Source organism: Suipraeoptans intestinalis, assembly GCF_034091795.1.
Classification (GTDB): domain Bacteria; phylum Bacillota; class Clostridia; order Lachnospirales; family Lachnospiraceae; genus Suipraeoptans; species Suipraeoptans intestinalis.
Genome location: NZ_JAXFXH010000010.1, coordinates 1 through 17,823, shown reverse-complemented (window position 1 = coordinate 17,823; position 17,823 = coordinate 1). Strand labels below are relative to the sequence as shown.

The window sequence follows — 17,823 nt, the reverse complement described above, 5'->3', positions numbered from 1 at the left end:
GCTTTTTGTCTTCTTTCTCAAACACCCTGCTCAGCAAAAGAATCTGGAACCCGAACTGTGGCAGCAGCGTATTGGTCTCCGTCACAGCATACAGCATCCAGGCTCCCAGCAGGATCAGCTCCATCTGATCCACTCGTCCCTTCAGCTTGACAAAAGCAGCTCCCAGCAGAAAAAACCAGAGGATCCCTCCCTGAAAAAACAGGAAAGAATACACCGAGTCAAAGGTAAAACCGCTAAGCTTCCAGATCTGGTCCCATTGGATCTCCGTATTCAGGCTCTGCCCCAGAAACGTCCAGCCAAAATGCTGCATGGCATAGGCCGAATATCGGATCCGTCCCGTCAGGATCCGATCCGCCGCCATGGCTGCCAGATTGTTCTGCAAAAGCAGGTGGGACAGCGCCCAATAAATCCCACCGATTCCCAGAAATAAATAGCGCAGTTTCTCATATGGCTTCCGGCTCCCTCCCTGTCTCAGAAGTATCAGGACTGCCGTGAGAAGAAAAATAATGAGGGAGGTTCTGGTTTTCGTAAAACAAAACCCTACTGCCTGAAAGGCTGTCAGCAAAAGGATCTGAAACGGACGGATCCCTTCTTTCTTCAGCCAGACATACATCAGGCACAGATTGGACAGCAGGATGGAAAACATGTTGGTATGAACAAATCCAAACATAAAGGACTGTACGTCTCCCCGCCTCACATTGATCAGAATCCCCTGATCGTAGCCCAGCAGATACAGACCGGAAGAAACCGTGCAGACGGACAGAAATATCACCAGCGTAGTAGCAAACATGACTTTGATCATCCGCCGAATATCCCACCTTATCCCTCCTGCGATCATAGCCCAGGCAGACAGATAATACATATTTTTCATGCGGAAGCTGGTATAGAGGATCAGCACCGTCACAAGCCCCATCCAGATCAGCTCCTTCTTCCGATAGGGCTTCTGCAAAACATGCACCAGAACCAGTCCGTAGGCCGCCGCCATCAGAAGTTCCTGGAGAGTTTTTGGCAGTCTGAAGTATATGGTCACAGACGTGACCACCTTTACCGTGATCAGAAATACCGCCACATCCAACGGCGCCACCCTTCTGTCCAGCAACGTTCTCCAGCTATCCTTTCCTGTTGAAAATAACATGTTTCACTCCTCTTTTCAGAAATAGTACCTTCCTGTATCCCTCCACGCCCAGGATCCTTTTTAACAGAGCCTGCACTCTCTTTTTCAATGTCTTCTTTGTCCAGCTTCCGCTGTAATGGTGGATGCTGATGGTCTTTTCTGTCGTCAGGATCTCATGAACATCCAGATCATACCCACAAAAATACTCCTCCGGATAGATGGCTACTTTGTCCACGACCTGAAACCCTTTTTCCGGGCGGAACCCCTTTTTCTCCAGACGGCTTGTAAGAATGGCGTTTACCGTAACCGGATGGACTGCGTCAAACTCCAACGATTCGTACCGCTCTGTCATATACACCGCCGTTTTGTCTCCGGGCATACAGCCAAATACCAGACCGGGACTGACTTTTCCGCCAAATTCCATTCCGGTAAAAGCCTCCTGTGCCAGGATCTCTGCAGGAATCGGCCTGATCAGCTCCACGTCCGTGTCGAAATAGATGCCGCCCTCCCGCGCCAGGATCCAAAATCGCATATAGTCTGATACAAATGCCCATTTCTTTTCCGCATAGGCATGCTTTGCGTATTTGCAGCAGTCTATCTCAAAGTTCTGCTCGTTCCATTCCTTGATCTCATAATCCGGCAGATAGGTCTTCCAGGATTCTATACAGTTTTTCACGAGTTCCGGCTTCTCGTTTCCTCCGATCCAGATATAATGGATTTTTTTCGGCAACATGGAGGCTCCTTTCTGGCGTGTGCTTCTTCCTTTTTTTATAGCCTTTTTCGGGATCTGTCTGTTGTACCTTTCCAAGAATCTCCCGAAATTTATCTGTGTTTTCTTTCCTTTTTTCGCAGCTTCTTCAGAAGCCTTCTTCCCTGGTTCCACACCATCTCTTCTCTAAGCCTGTATAGCAGAGCCAGATACAGGAAGGTGTAGCAGCTTCCTGCCAGCAACAGATACACCAGCAGCTGCCATATCTCTTGTCTCCCGGAAAGGAAGCCGGACAGCCCGCCTTTCAGCAACAGGGCAGCTGCTGCCGACACAAAAAAAGCCAGCAGCGTTTTTTTGCAGTTTCCCCTGTCAAAGTAAGTACGAATCTCCTTTCCGATGCATACCATCTCACACAGGATCATACAGCATTCTCCCACCACCGTGGCGACTCCGGCTCCCAGCGCAGAATACCTTGGAATCAAATACGCGTTGAGTATCACGTTAACTCCGATCCCGACAAAAGAGGCCAGGATCGTGATCCGCTCCCGCCCCAGGGAAATCAGCACATTCGTTCCTAAAAGGGAGGAATATCCCACCAGGAGCACCATCAGGATCGTAACCTGTATCACCGGAATGGCCGGAAGATACCCTTTTCCTGCCAGAAGCAGGATGACCTCCCTGGCATTGGTGATGATAAATCCGATAAAATAAAGGGAGGACAGCAACACAAAGGAAGCATTTTTCCGGATCATCCCCACTGCCTCTTCATAACGTTTTTCCGCAAAAAAGTGAACCACTCTGGGCAGCAGGACTCCGCTTAGGGCGGAGACGATCCCCAGGATGATGGCCTTGATCCGAAGAGATGCCGAATAATACCCCACTGCCGTTTCTCCCTGGAGCATCCCCAGCATGATCACATCTGTATTGGTGTAAATCGTCCAGGAGACCGAGAGGACAAAAAAGGACAGGACCGGGCGGATATGCCGTTTCAAATCCAGTCTTTGCAGCCCGCCGAATCTCACATACCTTCTCAGCCGTATAAAATTCAACAGATAGGAGCCTGCCCCTGCCAGCACCAGGATCCCTCCATAAGCCAAAACGTCCTGTTCGTCATGCACCAGCAGAAACATCAGGAGAACTCCGATTAGCTTAAATCCCATATTCCGGAGGGAGATATAGGTATATTCCTCCATTCCTCTGTAAAACCACTCCGCTCCGATGATGTTCAGGGGAACTAAAAGAGACATGACAGCGATCAGCTCCCACTGGGCCCGAAATTCCTTTACCAGAAGGGTGGCGCCCAACAGCACCAGAAGGCCCGCTCCTCCGGCGATCCCATTGAGCACCAAAAGCTCCAGCACCGTTTGAGACAGCTTTTTTCTGTCCTTCCGATCCACGGCGCAGGCCTTCACCCCATACAGAGGGATTCCCAGCATGGAAAGGGTCAGGACATAATTTACGATCGAGGTGGCAAAGTTGATCCTGCCGGTTCCCGATGCCAGAAGTACCCTGGAAATATAGGGAAAGGTGATCATGGGAAACAGAAAGGAGGAAATAGACAGCAGGCTGTTCATGATAAAGTTTACTTTGATGGATGCTTTCTTCATCTTTCTCGTCTCCTCTTTCCTTCCTTTGTTTCCGCTCTTCTCCCATCAGTCAAACAAGGACAACTGGTTGGACTCGGGCAGCCCTGCCAGGATCCCCAGCTCCACCATGGTATCCACCACCGTTTTGCTGACCTTCGTTCTCTGCCGGAAATCGTCCCGCGACAGGTATTTTCCGCCTTTGGACGCTTCCTCTACGGCATCCGCCGCCTTTTCTCCCATTCCATCGATACTGCTAAGAGGCGGCATCAGCTTGCCATCCCGGATCAGGAAACGCCGCGCTTTCGCCTGATAGACGTCAATGGGCTCAAAGGAAAAGCCTCTGGCGTACATTTCCTGAACCACCTTCATATCCTTCATGGTATCCTGTTCTTTATTGCTAAGATCCTTTCCCCGCTTCCGGTACTCCTCCATGTGATGCAACAGGGCTTCCTTCCCCTGACACATCAGTTCATAGGAAAATGCACTGGCACGGATCCCGAAATAAGCCCCATAATAGGCCAGCGGGTAATGGATCTTGCAGTAGGCGATCCGATAGGCCATCATCACATAGGCCGCTGCATGGGCCTTGGGAAACATATATTTGATCTGATTACAGGACCAGATATACCAGTCCGGCACGCCTGCTTCCCGCATCTGCTCTTCGGTCCCGGGAGGCAGGCCTTTTCCCTTTCGTACCGCTTCCATGATCGTAAAGGACAGCTCGCTGTCCATCCCCTGATTGATCAGATAGGTCATAATATCATCCCTGGTACAGATTGCGGTGGAGATGGTAGCCTTTTTGCTGCGGATCAGCTCCTGGGCATTGTTCAGCCACACGTCTGTCCCATGGGACAGGCCCGAGATCCGGATCAGATCCGACAGGGTCTGAGGCTTGGTATCCACCACCATCTGGATAACAAAGTCCGTCCCAAACTCCGGGATCCCCAGACAGCCTACCGGACAGCCGCCGATATCCTCCGGCGTAATGCCAAGAGCCGAGGTGTCGTGGAACAGGGACATCACACTTTTATCATCCAGAGGGATCTTCGTGGCATCAAAGGGATGGTCCGTCTCGTTAAACTCATTGTCCAACGCATCCGAGCTGATATATTCCTCCAGGGTCTTGATCATGGTAGGATCGTCGTGTCCCAGAATATCCAGCTTCAGAAGGTTATGGTCAATGGAGTGATAGTCGAAATGAGTGGTAATGATATCTGTGTTCATATCGTTGGCAGGATGCTGTACCGGCGTAAAGCTGTGGATCTCCTCCCCCAGGGGAAGGACAATGATCCCTCCCGGGTGCTGGCCGGTACTCCTGCGGATTCCCGTACATCCCTTTACGATCCGGTCGATTTCGCAGTTTCGCTTGGCTTCGCCTCTTTCCTCATAATAGTTTTTAACATAGCCAAACGCCGTTTTTTCCGCCAGTGTTCCTATGGTTCCCGCCCGGTAAGTCTGTCCCGTCCCGAAGATCACTTCTGTATATTTATGGGCATTGCTTTGATAGTCTCCCGAAAAGTTCAGGTCGATATCCGGTTCTTTATTTCCCTTAAATCCCAAAAAGGTTTCAAAGGGAATGTCAAATCCGTCTTTTTTCAAAGGCGCCCCGCATTTGGGGCACTTCTTATCCGGCATATCCCAGCCGCAGCCGCCTGCATAAGCACGGACCTCCGAGGATTCAAAGTCACTATAGTGGCACTCTGCGCAGTAATAGTGGGGGCTTAGGGGATTCACCTCCGTGATCCCCGCCATAGTAGCCACAAAGGAAGAGCCCACCGATCCTCTGGATCCCACCAGATAGCCGTCCTCGTTGGACTTCCATACCAGCTTCTGGGCAATGATGTACATCACGGCAAATCCGTTGGAAATAATGGAATTTAATTCTCTTTCCAGCCTTTCCACCACGATTTCCGGCAGGTTTTCTCCATACATCTGGTGTGCTTTTTCGTAACAGATCTTCCGAAGATCCTTGTCGGAATCCGGGATGACAGGCGGGCATTTGTCCGGCCGTACCGGAGAGATCTTTTCCACCGTGTCTGCGATCCGGTTGGGATTTTCAATCACCACTTCCCTGGCTTTTTCCGTTCCCAGATATTGAAACTCTTCCAGCATCTCTTCCGTCGTCCGAAAATACAGGGGGGCCTGGTCCTCCGCGTCCTGAAATCCTTTTCCTGTCATGATGATCTTGCGGTACACGTCGTCCGAAGGATCCATAAAATGAACGTCGCAGGTGGCCACCACCGGTTTCTGAAACTGTTCTCCCAGCTGGACGATCCTGCGGTTCAGCTGTCTGAGATCCTCCTCGCACTTCACAGAGGAGATTCTTTCACTGTCGATCATAAACCGATTGTTTCCAATCGGCTGGATCTCCAGATAATCATAAAAGCTGACGATCCGCGACAGTTTTTCTTCGGACCGCTCGTTCAGCAGCGCCTGAAACACTTCTCCCGCCTCGCAGGCGCTTCCCACCAGAAGTCCTTTCCGGTGTCTGGACAGCTCACTCTTGGGGATCCTGGGCCACCGGTGAAAGTATTCCAGATGGGATTTGGAAATCAGCCGGTATAAATTGACCCGCCCTTCTTCATTTTGCGCCAGAAGGATCACATGGTGGGAAGGAAGCTTTTTGATCGCATTGGCATTGCTTGCTCCAAACTGATTCAGCTTGTTTAGATCATAGACCTCCTTCTCTTCCAGCATCTCTAAAAACCGCAGGAAAATCTCGGCGGTCGCCATAGCGTCGTCTACCGCCCTGTGATGATTTTCCAAAGAGATATTCAGCGCTTTCGCCACAATATTCAACTTGTATTTTGCCAGAGACGGAAGCAGGATCCTGGCCATTCCCACCGTGTCCACCGAAGTAAAGTCAAACTCGATCTCCTGGTAGCGACAGTTCTGTTCAATAAAGCTGACGTCAAAGGCAGCGTTGTGCGCCACCAGCACCGCATCCTGCACAAAGTCCAAAAAGTCGGGAAGCACTGCAAAAATATCCGGCGCTTCGATCACCATGTGATCCGTGATCCCGGTCAGGTTGGTGATCTGGAAGGGAATGGGGATCTTGGGGTTCACAAAGGTGCTGAAGGTGTCTACGATCGTTCCGTTTTCCACCTTCACCGCCCCGATCTCAATAATCTTGTCCCGGATGGGGCTAAAGCCTGTCGTCTCCAGGTCAAATACCACGAACGTCCCCTTCAGGGATTGCCCCTTGCTTCCTACGGCAACATCCTTCAGATCGTCCACCAGATAGCCTTCGACTCCATAGATCACCTTAAAAGGATCTTCTTTCCCCAGCCGCTCGATAAAGTGATTAGCCTCCGGAAACGCCTGCACCACTCCGTGATCGGTAATGGCAAGCGCTTTGTGTCCCCAGTCATGCGCCCGTTTCAGCAGATCTTTGACGTCTGTGACGCCGTCCATATCACTCATCTTGGTATGGCAGTGCAGCTCTACCCGCTTTTCCAGCGCCAGATCCTTCCGGCTTTCCCGGAAGTCCGGAATGGTCTTTACGCCTGTTACGGAAGTGATGCCGATCTCCCTGTCATACTTGTCCAGGATAGCGATCCCCTTGACTTTCAGGAAGCTGCCTGCTTTCATTCCCTCCATCACGTCGGGCAGCTGCTCATTTTTCACAAACATCTTGACCACGATGCTGTCCGTAAAGTCCGTAATGGTGATCATCACAATGGATTTTTCATTTCGGATCTCCCTGGTATCAAATTTGATCACCTGTCCTCTTACAATCACCTCTCCCAGTTCCTGATTGATCTGGGACAACTGCCATACCTCTCCCTCAAAGTCTCTGCCATACACCACGTCCTTGGATGCGGCGCCTTCCTTCTGGTAAACGGCCCGTCTTTCTTTTTTCTGTTTCTTTTTTTCCGTCTGCCGGGAAGCCGGAGCCTCTTCCTCTTCCTTTCTTCTGCGGGCGGCATCAGACTGCTCCACGATCGCCTTGATTTCTCTCTGGACCCGATGCTCTGCTTCTTCCCGCAGTCTGGTTTTTCTCTTTTCATAAAGAACCCGCACTTCAATAGGCATCTGGAATCTTTTTTGGAAAACCGTTTCCAGATATTCCACCAGCCGCGTCTTTTTTCCCTCTGCCACAATGCTTTCCGGCAGATTCAGACACAGAACGTTGCCCTCAAACTCTACAGAAGCATGCTGCAGCATATTTCTCTCAATAGCGCTTCGTCTTCCCAGCTCCTCCAGAAAACTGTCCAGATAGGATTCCATGACGATATCCGGCGTATACTGCGGCGACAATTCATAGGTTTCTTCCATTCTGATCTCGATCCTGCGGCGATGGAACAACTGCTTTTTGATCTCTTCTTCCAGACGGTAGATCTCCCTTCTGGGAATAATATGCGTGCTGATCAGACAGATCTTCAAGAATTCCTTCTGCTGATTGGTTATCACCTTCTCTACCAGAACCCCCTGCAGAAGCTCTTTCTGTTCTCTATCTATCTGCAGGGTGGGAAACACTTCCAAAAAACTTTTATTCATTCCAATGCTCCAATTCTTCCTTTAAAACAGCAAGCAGTTCCTCTTCTCTTACCTTCCTTACCACCTGCCCTTTCCGGATCAGCAGGCCTTCCCCTCTGCCTCCGGCGATTCCGATATCCGCTTCTCTTGCTTCCCCCGGTCCATTTACCACGCACCCCATTACTGCCACTTTGATATCCAGTTCCATTCCGTCCACCATCTCTTCCACCTGATTTGCCAGGCGGATCAGATCGATCTGGGTTCTTCCGCAGGTCGGGCAGGCGACCACTTCCACTCCGCCTTTTCGCAGTCCCAACGTTTTTAGGATCAGCTTAGCCGCCCGGATCTCCTCCACCGGATCTCCTGTCAGAGATACCCGGATGGTATCTCCGATCCCCTGATCCAGGATCAGTCCCAGACCAATGGCAGACTTAATGCTTCCCGCCTGCAGTGTCCCTGCCTCGGTGATCCCTACATGCAAAGGATAAGGGCACACCTGTGCGATCTGCCGGTGCGCCTCCACACACATCTTCACATCCGAAGACTTAATGCTGACCACCAGTTGATCATATCCCATTTCTTCAATGAGACGCACCTTTTCCATGGCGCTCTCCGCCAGACCCTTTGCCGTCACCTGGCGGTAGGCCTCCAGATATTTCTTTTCCAGAGAACCGCTATTGACCCCTACGCGAATGGGGATCTTTTTTTCTTTTGCAGCCTCCACCACCTGTCGGACCCTGTCAGCGTCTCCGATATTTCCCGGATTGATCCGGATCTTGTCTGCCCCGTTTTCCATGGCGGCCAGCGCCAGGCGATAGTCAAAATGAATGTCCGCCACCAGGGGGATTGAAATTTCCTGTTTGATAGAGGACAACGCCCTGGCAGCTTCCATGGTAGGCACTGCACAACGGATGATCTCACAGCCCGCCTTTTCCAGTCGGTGGATCTGTTGGATTGTCCCTGCAATATCTTCTGTCCTGGTATTGGTCATGGACTGGATCGCCACGGGATTCCCCCCTCCGATCATCCGATCCCCAATCCGGATCTGCTTTGTTTCCGTTCTGTACATTTTCCTTCCTCCTTCCTGCGATCCAAAGGTATCCTAAACACGCACCAGGCCTCGAGGGCCCCGGTGCTTAAGCCGCCCCTGCTCCGGTCAGCTACCATTACAAAAAGACTTATTCACGGGAACAAGTCTTTTTGCTTTTCCTTCTTCTTTCCACTTACTGCTTCAGAAACACCATCTGATCTCCATACTCTCTTTCCGAGAGGGTCAGCCGATCTTTCTCCACATTGTAATCGAAGGTATTTGTGATGACGCCCATCTGATTTTCCAGCAGTTCCCTGGAATATCCCTTCTTGACCAGCCGATCCGTTTCTTCCTTGCTTTCGTGTATGCTTAAAGTTTTCTCCTCTTTGTTGAGCGTATAATCCACCTTCACATCTATCGTGGTCCCCTCTTCCATTCCCTGCAGACGGACGATCCCCTGATGCTCGTTTTTCAGGATCAAAAGAATATCTCCATCCTCATACTGCCAGGCACCTTCCAAAGGATTGTTGGTAAATAACCGGATCATCAGATAAACTCCCACCAACACGATCACAATGGAGGAGCTGACCATGACCATCCTCCATACCTTGCTTCTTGCCGTCTCGTTGTATTGTAGCTCCATTTTCCCCGTCCTTCCTGCTATCCCTTCTGTTCCCCCAGAATCCTCCGGTACATGCAGGCGTTTGCCTGGCTTTCCAGTTCATCCTCCAGGGGCTTTAGATCTGCCTCTTTGTATTTCCTAAGCAGCGCCTGGCGGATCAGATGATCCGAAATCTGTGGATTTTTAGGCAACAATGGTCCATGAAGATAGGTTCCGATCACATTTTTATAGAGCACTCCTTCATAACCGCTTTTTCCATCATTTCCATAGCCTGCCACCACTTCTCCAAAGGGGCGGCCGCTGCCAATATACGTTCTTCCTCCGTGGTTTTCAAATCCTACTACCGGCATATCGCACAGTTCACTTTTCAAAACGATATTTCCGATCAGCCGACCTTCCTCCTGCACGGTATAAAGATCCACCAGTCCCAAGCCTTCTATTTTTTCTGTTTTGGTCTGATAGTAACTTCCCAGAAGCTGGTATCCGCCGCAGACAGCGATCACCACGCCGTCATCCTCCACATACTGCCGGAACTGCTCCTTGATGGAGGATAATTCCCGGCACACGATCGCCTGCTCCCGGTCGGATCCTCCGCCAAGAAGCACGATATCCAGTTCTGTAAAATCTATCTGCTCTCCCAGGTGGAACTCTTTGACCTTTGCCTCGATCCCCCGCCACCTGCATCTCTGCTGCAGGCAGGCGATATTGCCTCTGTCTCCGTACAGATTCAAAAGATCCGGGTAGAGGTGCCCCACTGTGATCGTTTGCTGTTTTTCTCCCACTATCTGCTTTCCTCCATGTTTTTCAGCACATTTCTGGTTCCAAATAATGCCGTATAGTTGACCAGAACATATAGATTTCCGCAACCATCCTTCAGCTTTCTGTCGATCGCCTTTTCGATATCTGCCTCTATCTGCGCCTGTATTCCTGCGTATTTCAGTCGGAGCCCCATATCGTGACACCGGATCCCGCTTGCCAGGATGGATTCTACGGACGCCAGCCGGAGACGGTCAAAATCTACATCCCACAGCCAGGAAACATCAATCCCATCCTGCATATTGTCATTGATGGCAATGATCAGATCCTTCGGAGACGGATCCTCCAGCACCGCCGTAATATTCTGATTAAATCCTGCCGGATTTTTTGCCAGATTCAAGAGCACATCTGTCCCTGCAATGCGGAATTTTTCCATCCTGCCATTTTCCGGCCGGAATGCATCCAGCATAGTCTGAAAATGTTCCAGGGAAAGTCCCGCCGTTCTAGCCGCGCTGTAGGCAGCCAAAAGGTTGTAGATATTGTAAAAGCCTCGATAGGACGTGGTAAATTTTCTTCCTTCCGTCGTAAATGCCAGACCGTTCTCCAGATGGATATCCTCTGCATCAAAAGACAGCTTCGGCCTCTGGAATCCACATTTGCTGCAATGGTAGCTTCCCAGCTGACTGTAATGATAAAACTCGTAGTCCAGCACGGCTCCGCAGCATTTGCAGAATCTTCCTTCCCGGATCTCCTGTACCGTTTCCCTCTGAACCGGTTTGCTGATCCCGTATGCGACATATGCGTTGCCGCTGTCTTTTGCCAGATAGGCCGACAGTGCGTCGTCTCCGTTGACGATCACTTTCATTTCGGGCGCCGACTGTATGCTTTCCTTTAAAATTTCCATGATCAGGTCAATTTCTCCGTAGCGGTCCAGCTGATCCCGAAACAGGTTGGTCAGCACCATGTAATCCGGCTTAAAAAAGGGGAAGACACGTCTGGTGGAAGCCTCGTCGATCTCAATACAGGCATAGTCCGCCTCTATCTTCCCATTGAGTCCTGCCCCCAGTACGAAAGCAGCGGCCACCCCGTTCAGCATATTAGAACCGGTACGATTACAGATCACACGATATCCTTCCGCTTTCAGAGCTGCCGCCAGAAGATTATTGGTAGTCGTTTTTCCGTTGGTCCCGCACACCACAAAAATGTCTTTTCGAACCTGCTTCGACAGCTCTGCAAGGATATTGGGACAAATAGCCAGCGCAATCTTCCCTGCCCATGTCACTCCCTGCCGGTGAAACACTTTCACACTTATTTTTTCTGCTGCCTTTGCTGCCCAGACCGCCAGTACTCTGCGTAATCCCATATGTTACTCTTCTCCCTGTTTCTTTCCTTCTGCCAACAGCGCTGCTATTTCCTCCCTGGACGGCATGGAACGGATCGCTCCCTTCCTGGTGGTGATCAGCGCCGCTCCTGCGTTGGCTCTTGTCAGTATATCTCCCAGATTTTCTTCGTTGAAATGCTCCATTCCCACTTCCAGCACACCGTGCAAGGCAGAACCGCAAAAGGTGTCTCCTGCTCCCGTGGTTTCTATGGTATTCACAGAAAATCCCTTTCTCTCTACCCGAATGTCCTTGTAGTAGGCACGGCTTCCCTCTTTTCCCATGGTCAGAAAGATCAGCGGGATCCCATAGGTTTCCTGCAGATAACGGATTCCTTCATCATAGTCCTCTTTACCACTGACAAACTGGATCTCATTGTCAGAGATCTTCAGGATATCACACTGTCCAAGCCCGTACTCCATCTGCTCTTTGGCATCCTCCAGCGTCTTCCAGAGGGGCGGGCGCAGATTCGGATCGAAGCTGATAAGACAGCCTGCCTTCTTAGCTTCCTCTATCGCTCGTTTTGTAGCACTTTTTACCGGCTCACTGGTGAGAGACAGGGTACCAAAATGCAGGATTCTGGCCTGTCGGATCAGATCCACATCCACTTCCTCCCAGGATAGCATCATATCTGCCGACGGATTCCGATAGAAGGAAAAATCCCGGTCGCCATCGGGAAAGGTGTGCACAAATGCCAAAGTAGTCGGGTATTCCCGGTCCAGAATCAGGCCCTTAGATTCGATTCCCAGATCATCCAGCGTTCCTTTCAGAAGTTTTCCGAACTGATCATCCCCCACTTTCCCGATCATGGCTGTCTTTCTTCCCCACCTGTTCAGCATGGCCAATACGTTGGTGGGCGCCCCTCCCGGGCACGCCTCATGCAGCTTGTTCCCCTGGCTGCTTTCTCCGCTTACTGCAAAATCTATCAGCATTTCTCCTAAAGCCACTACATCATACTTTTTTTCCATATCCGACTCCTTACTCCTCTCCATCCGGACTTTGCTTTTGCCTTTTATTCTACCATACATTCTATTAGATGAACACCTGCATTTTATAATATCCGGGCAATTCTGCGCCGGCATTTTCCGCTTTCTTAGAAACACGAGGTCTTCCTCTTCCCGCATTCTTTCCCTACTTGGGGACACCGTTTCAGCCCGCCGCAGTGTGATCTCGACGAAGCCTTTTTACTTTCACGGGACTCAAGCTTCCTATGAAAGCAAAAAAGAGCCCTGCTTTCCCTTTCAAAAGGAATAAACAGTTCTCCTCTCAGCCTGCGCTCCGTGCTTTCTGCTTCCTGGACGTTGCCGGATCCATCCCGGATTCTCTCAATATTTGGGCAAAATAAAAAGCAGGGTACGGGAATCGAACCCGCCTCTCGAGCTTGGGAAGCTCGCATACTACCGATGTACTAACCCTGCACAGGACGATCCGGATGCTCCGAACCGTTCCGTTTCATTATAACACCAATTTTGTTTTCTGGGTAGAAAAATATGAAAAAATCCGCAAAAATTTATGAGCTGATAAGATTTTCTCAAGGAGTTACCGTTACCTTATAGGAAGTATTTCTTCCCGAAAAATCAGTCGCTATCATTTTTATGGTTGCTGTTCCTTCTCCCACTGCCGTCACCTTTCCGTCTTCTCCCACCGTCACAACGTCCGTATTGTCCGATTTAAATCGTACCGGAGGCAGGGTTCCGCTTGCCGGAAATATGGAGATCTGATTCACTTCCTTGTCTTTTTCCCCCATTTTCAAGAAAATTTCTGATTCCGTATAGGCGAATCTACAGCAGGTCTTTGCCTGATCCGGAGTAAGCATCTGTGTTTCATTTTCTGCCGGATTTCTGGTCCATGCCCACCATCCACCATCATACAGGGTTACCTTCCACCCTTGTTCATATGCCAAAAGAAGCGGCATAGTCGCTCTCCACCCGGTTCCGCAGAAAAAGCTGACTTCATTATCTTTTGTCACATTGCTCTCTGCCATGTAGGACTGAAACGTCTTGTAATCAATGACAGTTCCGTCTTTTTTCATATATTCATCCATTGTATTGGCATCTTCTCCCGCTTTTCCAAAGACAGCGCCGGCGATCTCGCCCTTTTCCTGAAGCATCGGATAATTTCCGTCTGAGATTCCTTCAAATTCTCCAAGACTTCTTACACTGACCAGCTTAAAATTGGAATTTTTCTGCAGCTGTTCTTTCACTTCCTGCAGAGATAGTACATATTCCGGATGCACCGGTATCTCTGCTCCAAATTCCTCCGACGGCGTCGGGGTATTCACCTGCTTTTCCACCTCAAAGCCTGCCTGTTTCCAATGTTCCATCGTTCCGTCCAGCACTTTTACATTTTCCACACCACAATACAAAAGGATAAAAGCTTCCCTTTCGGTAGCCGGATGGGAACCATAGGTAATGACCGTTGTGTCCTTGGTGATCCCGTAATCATTTACAACTTTCTTTAATTCCTCCGGAGAAACGATATTCCCCAGCTCTGCATTGGAATAATCAATCGTGTTATCCGCATAGGCTGCATATGTGCTGGTTTCAAACAGATGGACATCACAGTGATAAGCTCCCGGTATGTGTCCCTCCTTGTAAGCTTCATCTGTTGTGGATGTTTCTAAAATAACATAGTCGTCTGATTCCGGCTGCCGTCCGTCAATGACACTCTTCACCCATTCCGGCGTCACATATACCGTTTTCTTATCGACAGATTCCACCTGTTTGGAAACTGTTTCTTTTTCCTTCTTTTTTTCTTCTGCTGTTTCCTTCTTCCCGCAAGCCACTGCCAGTAGCATCACAGCCAGCAGCAAGCTTCCCCATGCTCTTTGTTTCATTTGTTTTCCTCCTGTTGTCTTTTCTTTTTCTGTCTTCTTTTGCAAAAAACTTCCATTCAGGCAATCTGTGGAAATTCCCCTTCATTTCCTCCACCTCCCGGTATCTGTAAATCCTGGATCCGCCTGCATGACTATTTTCATCCTAGCAATCCTTCTCGCTGATTTCCAATCATTTTTTTCTATAAACTTTGTCTACTTATTTGTTTTTTCTATCTCATATCCATTTTTCTTTCCTCTCGAAGTCCCCGTAGTCTAAAGTTTACCGAAACTCCTGTACATAAAAAGGGCTCCAAGCGCCGATAGTGACGCCAGAACCCTTTTTCTTTTCCTCTGTGATCACCGAAAAGTGATCTGCTTTGTAAAAAATCCGTTTTATCTTGCAGCTTTTTTCTTCCACTGTGCCGCTACGCAGGCTGCCGCCAGTGCTGCAATAGCCGGAAATACCGGGTTTGTCTCATCTCCCGTCTTAGGAGCGCCTTTCCCGTTTTTCGTCGGCTTTGTTGGAAGCTTTCCGGTTTCCACAGCAGGCTGCTTTTTGGACAGGTTTTCCACCAGTTGATCGATCTCCGTTTCGGTCATCCCTCCGGCGAGCATATAGGTCCTTGCCTTCTGTGAAAGATCCACTCCTGTCAGATCCTCCGTCCCGGCAATATACTTCAGCATTCCCACAACGTCCTGTGCGATCAGGTCATACTTCCTTGCATTTGCTTCCCGTGTTACCCCATAGAAATTCTCGTAGCTCTTCATGTAATCCGCAACGATCTCTTCCTGCGTCGCACCCATCAGAGAATTCAGTAAAGCTCCCAAAAATCCGGTACGATCTTTTCCTTCTGTACAATGGAACAGATACGGTCCCTTATTTTCTGCCATAAATTTCAGACCTTCTATGATTCCTGCCTGAAACTCCGGACTCTGATATGCCAGTCCCAGGTTCAAAAATTTCACCTTTTCTCCTTCATACAGGCTCTTGTAATAAGGAGACTGGTCATTGGCTGCCAGATAGCCGGGGATCTGTTCCTTGGCGTCTGCCAGGTTCACCACCGTATTGATCCCGGCTTCCTTGATCAGCCGATCTGCATAAGCGGCTCTTCCCAGCTCGTTATTAATGGGGCTGGAGCTTCGATACAGACGGTTTTCTGCCGTATTTCCGTAGGCAATGCTTCTGAAGTTTGCGAACACTTCATCCGATGCATAATCCTTCCGGTCATTGGTCCGTTTCAGATTGCGGATCAGGTATTCATCCAGATAACCTCCCTTTTTTTCCATCTCTATCTTCAGCCGGTCTCCCACCACTACATTTGCTGTTTCATAAAGCTTCCCATAGTTGATGCAGACCGCTATCGTCTCGTGTCCCGGGTATGCTCTCACCAGGAATTTCCCTTTATCCACATAGTAGCCGTCTACGAATGGCGCTACGATCTCATAGCCGTTGTCAAAGGTTACCTTCACCATATCCCCGTATTCATAGCCTGCTTTTAACATATCTGCAATCTTGATATCCGTAGAAGCATGGCCATACTTTTCAATTTCTTTTACCGTTCCGCTTTCGGAGGACAGGCAGATCTTCAGCCTTTTAATCTCCTCGTCCTTCAGACCGATCTTTTTCAGGTAGTTTTCCACATCCACGGAAAGATCCCGATTGGAAATGTCCGTTCCCTTTGGCAGACCTGCCACTACCGTCGTCATAGAAGCTACAATATTAGCCTCTGCAATTTTTTTATATTTGGAGCTCCCCTTTTCCACATGGTAATAATTCTCATAAGTTACCATGTAATCTTCCACGATCTCGTCCAGGCTTGCTCCCATCAGTCCGGAAAGAACAGCCGAAACAAATCCTGCACGATCCTTTCCTTCTGTACAGTGTACCAGATAAGGACCGTTATGGTCGATTAGGAAACGAAGTCCTTCTGCCAGCTTCGCCCCAAAGGCTTCTCCCCCTACATCCACACTCATGCTCAGCGGTTTTACAGAGCCCTCGTCAAACAGTTTTTTATAGTAAGGCGATGCAAAATCTGCCTGTCCCGCATAGGTATTGATCTCCTCCGGCGTGTCCGCCAGATTCATCACCGTTTTGATCCCTGCCTGTTCTGCCAGGTCGTTGGCATATTTGGCACGCTTGATCTCATTATTGATGGGACTGGAGCTGCGATACAGAATGCCCGGCTTGATCCCTGTCGTGTCATTCTGTCTGAAGTTTGCGTAAACCACCGGATCATTCCCATAATCTGCGATGTTATTGGTGCGCTCCAGATGACGGATCTCATATTCTTCCCGGTAGGCTCCCTTTTCTTTCAGACTGATCTTGACGTCATCCCCCACCTTTGCCCCATGTGTATTGGCAAAGTGCCCCATATTAATGGCAGCCAGGATATTACGGACTCCGTTTTTCGTGTAGTCCAGTAAAATCAGATCTCCCGTATCCACATCGCTGAAATTGGTGCAAAACGGCATCTCAAGCTTTTTGCCGTTTACCTCCAGATACACCATATCTCCCGCTTCATAGCCTGCTGAAAGTACCGCTTCCGGTTGGATCTCCAGCACAATATTTCCGTACTTTTCAATTGCCTTTACCTTTGTCTGTAGTTCCTGCGGTTCGGCCGCCTGCACCACGTCTACAGAGGTCGTCGTCCAGACAGAGCCCGCCCCCTGCAAAACCAGGAGTGTGCTAAACACCGCCGCAAGCACGATCTTCGCTCTTCTTCTGATCCTGAGCATTTTTCATCCTCCCTTTCCTTTATCGTTTTATCGCATGATATACCGGAAGGATCATAGCATATTTTTATGTCTGAAAAACAGGACTCGCGTCCCTTCTTGGCATTTTAAATGACATTTTGTTTATTTTTTACTGTTTTTTTCTTATGTTTTTGTGCATATTTTACTCTATTTTGCTCTATCTGTCCCTTACCTGTCGCTTTGAGAACAGACAAGCGTTCTCTATCCCAATTTCCGTTTGTGCAAAGCGATTGCCCCGTATCAGCATCCAATGCGATTGAAAGGCAAATTTCTTTCATGTTGAGTCTGGTTAGACCAACACACTTTGCCCTACAACTCTAAATATCTCCCTGTTTCTCATTTGAATATACAAAAAAGCCGTCTGCTTTCACAAACGACTTTATCTTTTCTATTATCTCTTGGCTTTCTCTATAAGCTATCAAGGATCATTCTTCTATTCTCCATGTACCTTCAAAACCACATACAAGTTAAGCATCCGTCTCCTACCGATTCCCCTTCGGTCATGCCCTCGACCGATTAGTAGCAGTCAGCTCCATACATTACTGCACTTCCACCTCTGCCCTATCTACCTCGTCGTCT

The 17,823-nt window shown here is 49.4% G+C and carries 12 protein-coding genes, 1 tRNA gene and 1 rRNA gene; all 14 read right to left on the bottom strand.

Going from position 1 to position 17,823, the window contains the following annotated elements:
- A partial coding sequence (locus SOW26_RS03390) for a hypothetical protein (protein ID WP_320651891.1) occupies positions 1 to 1,135 on the bottom strand: 1,135 nt, incomplete at its 3' end.
- Positions 1,110 to 1,997, bottom strand: coding sequence for a glycosyltransferase family 32 protein (locus tag SOW26_RS03385; RefSeq protein ID WP_320651890.1), 888 nt, complete (start codon positions 1,995 to 1,997; stop codon positions 1,110 to 1,112). The genes SOW26_RS03390 and SOW26_RS03385, both read right to left, overlap by 26 nt.
- Positions 1,937 to 3,430: a flippase gene (locus tag SOW26_RS03380; protein ID WP_276958599.1), complete on the bottom strand. Its 1,494-nt coding sequence runs from the start codon at positions 3,428 to 3,430 to the stop codon at positions 1,937 to 1,939. The genes SOW26_RS03385 and SOW26_RS03380 overlap by 61 nt, the downstream gene beginning before the upstream one ends.
- Positions 3,431 to 3,475: 45 nt before the next feature.
- Positions 3,476 to 7,909 (bottom strand): PolC-type DNA polymerase III, encoded by a 4,434-nt coding sequence (locus SOW26_RS03375; RefSeq protein WP_320651889.1) that lies wholly within the window; start codon positions 7,907 to 7,909, stop codon positions 3,476 to 3,478.
- Entirely contained in the window at positions 7,902 to 8,957 is a 1,056-nt protein-coding gene (ispG, locus tag SOW26_RS03370; RefSeq protein WP_276960273.1) for a flavodoxin-dependent (E)-4-hydroxy-3-methylbut-2-enyl-diphosphate synthase, read from the bottom strand. Before ispG ends, SOW26_RS03375 begins: the two co-directional genes overlap by 8 nt.
- Before the next feature lie 154 nt (positions 8,958 to 9,111).
- A complete protein-coding gene (locus SOW26_RS03365; RefSeq protein WP_154477959.1) occupies positions 9,112 to 9,561 on the bottom strand; it encodes a hypothetical protein in 450 nt (149 codons plus the stop codon).
- Positions 9,562 to 9,578: 17 nt separating this feature from the next.
- Positions 9,579 to 10,322: a type 1 glutamine amidotransferase gene (locus SOW26_RS03360; RefSeq protein WP_276960274.1), complete on the bottom strand. Its 744-nt coding sequence runs from the start codon at positions 10,320 to 10,322 to the stop codon at positions 9,579 to 9,581.
- Positions 10,322 to 11,659, bottom strand: coding sequence for a MurT ligase domain-containing protein (locus tag SOW26_RS03355; protein WP_276960275.1), 1,338 nt, complete (start codon positions 11,657 to 11,659; stop codon positions 10,322 to 10,324). The genes SOW26_RS03360 and SOW26_RS03355 overlap by 1 nt, the downstream gene beginning before the upstream one ends.
- A gap of 3 nt (positions 11,660 to 11,662) precedes the next feature.
- On the bottom strand, positions 11,663 to 12,643 hold the full coding sequence (locus SOW26_RS03350) for a carbohydrate kinase family protein (protein ID WP_320651888.1): 981 nt from the start codon (positions 12,641 to 12,643) through the stop codon (positions 11,663 to 11,665).
- 379 nt (positions 12,644 to 13,022) lie between these two features.
- A tRNA-Gly gene (locus tag SOW26_RS03345) sits at positions 13,023 to 13,093 on the bottom strand.
- A gap of 113 nt (positions 13,094 to 13,206) precedes the next feature.
- Positions 13,207 to 14,511: a rhodanese-like domain-containing protein gene (locus SOW26_RS03340; protein WP_320651887.1), complete on the bottom strand. Its 1,305-nt coding sequence runs from the start codon at positions 14,509 to 14,511 to the stop codon at positions 13,207 to 13,209.
- Positions 14,512 to 14,883: 372 nt separating this feature from the next.
- Positions 14,884 to 17,226 (bottom strand): tyrosine-protein phosphatase, encoded by a 2,343-nt coding sequence (locus SOW26_RS03335; protein ID WP_276960277.1) that lies wholly within the window; start codon positions 17,224 to 17,226, stop codon positions 14,884 to 14,886.
- A gap of 104 nt (positions 17,227 to 17,330) precedes the next feature.
- On the bottom strand, positions 17,331 to 17,522 hold the full coding sequence (locus tag SOW26_RS03330; protein WP_276960278.1) for a hypothetical protein: 192 nt from the start codon (positions 17,520 to 17,522) through the stop codon (positions 17,331 to 17,333).
- Between the two features lie 218 nt (positions 17,523 to 17,740).
- A 23S ribosomal RNA gene (locus SOW26_RS03325) occupies positions 17,741 to 17,823 on the bottom strand; the annotation flags it as partial.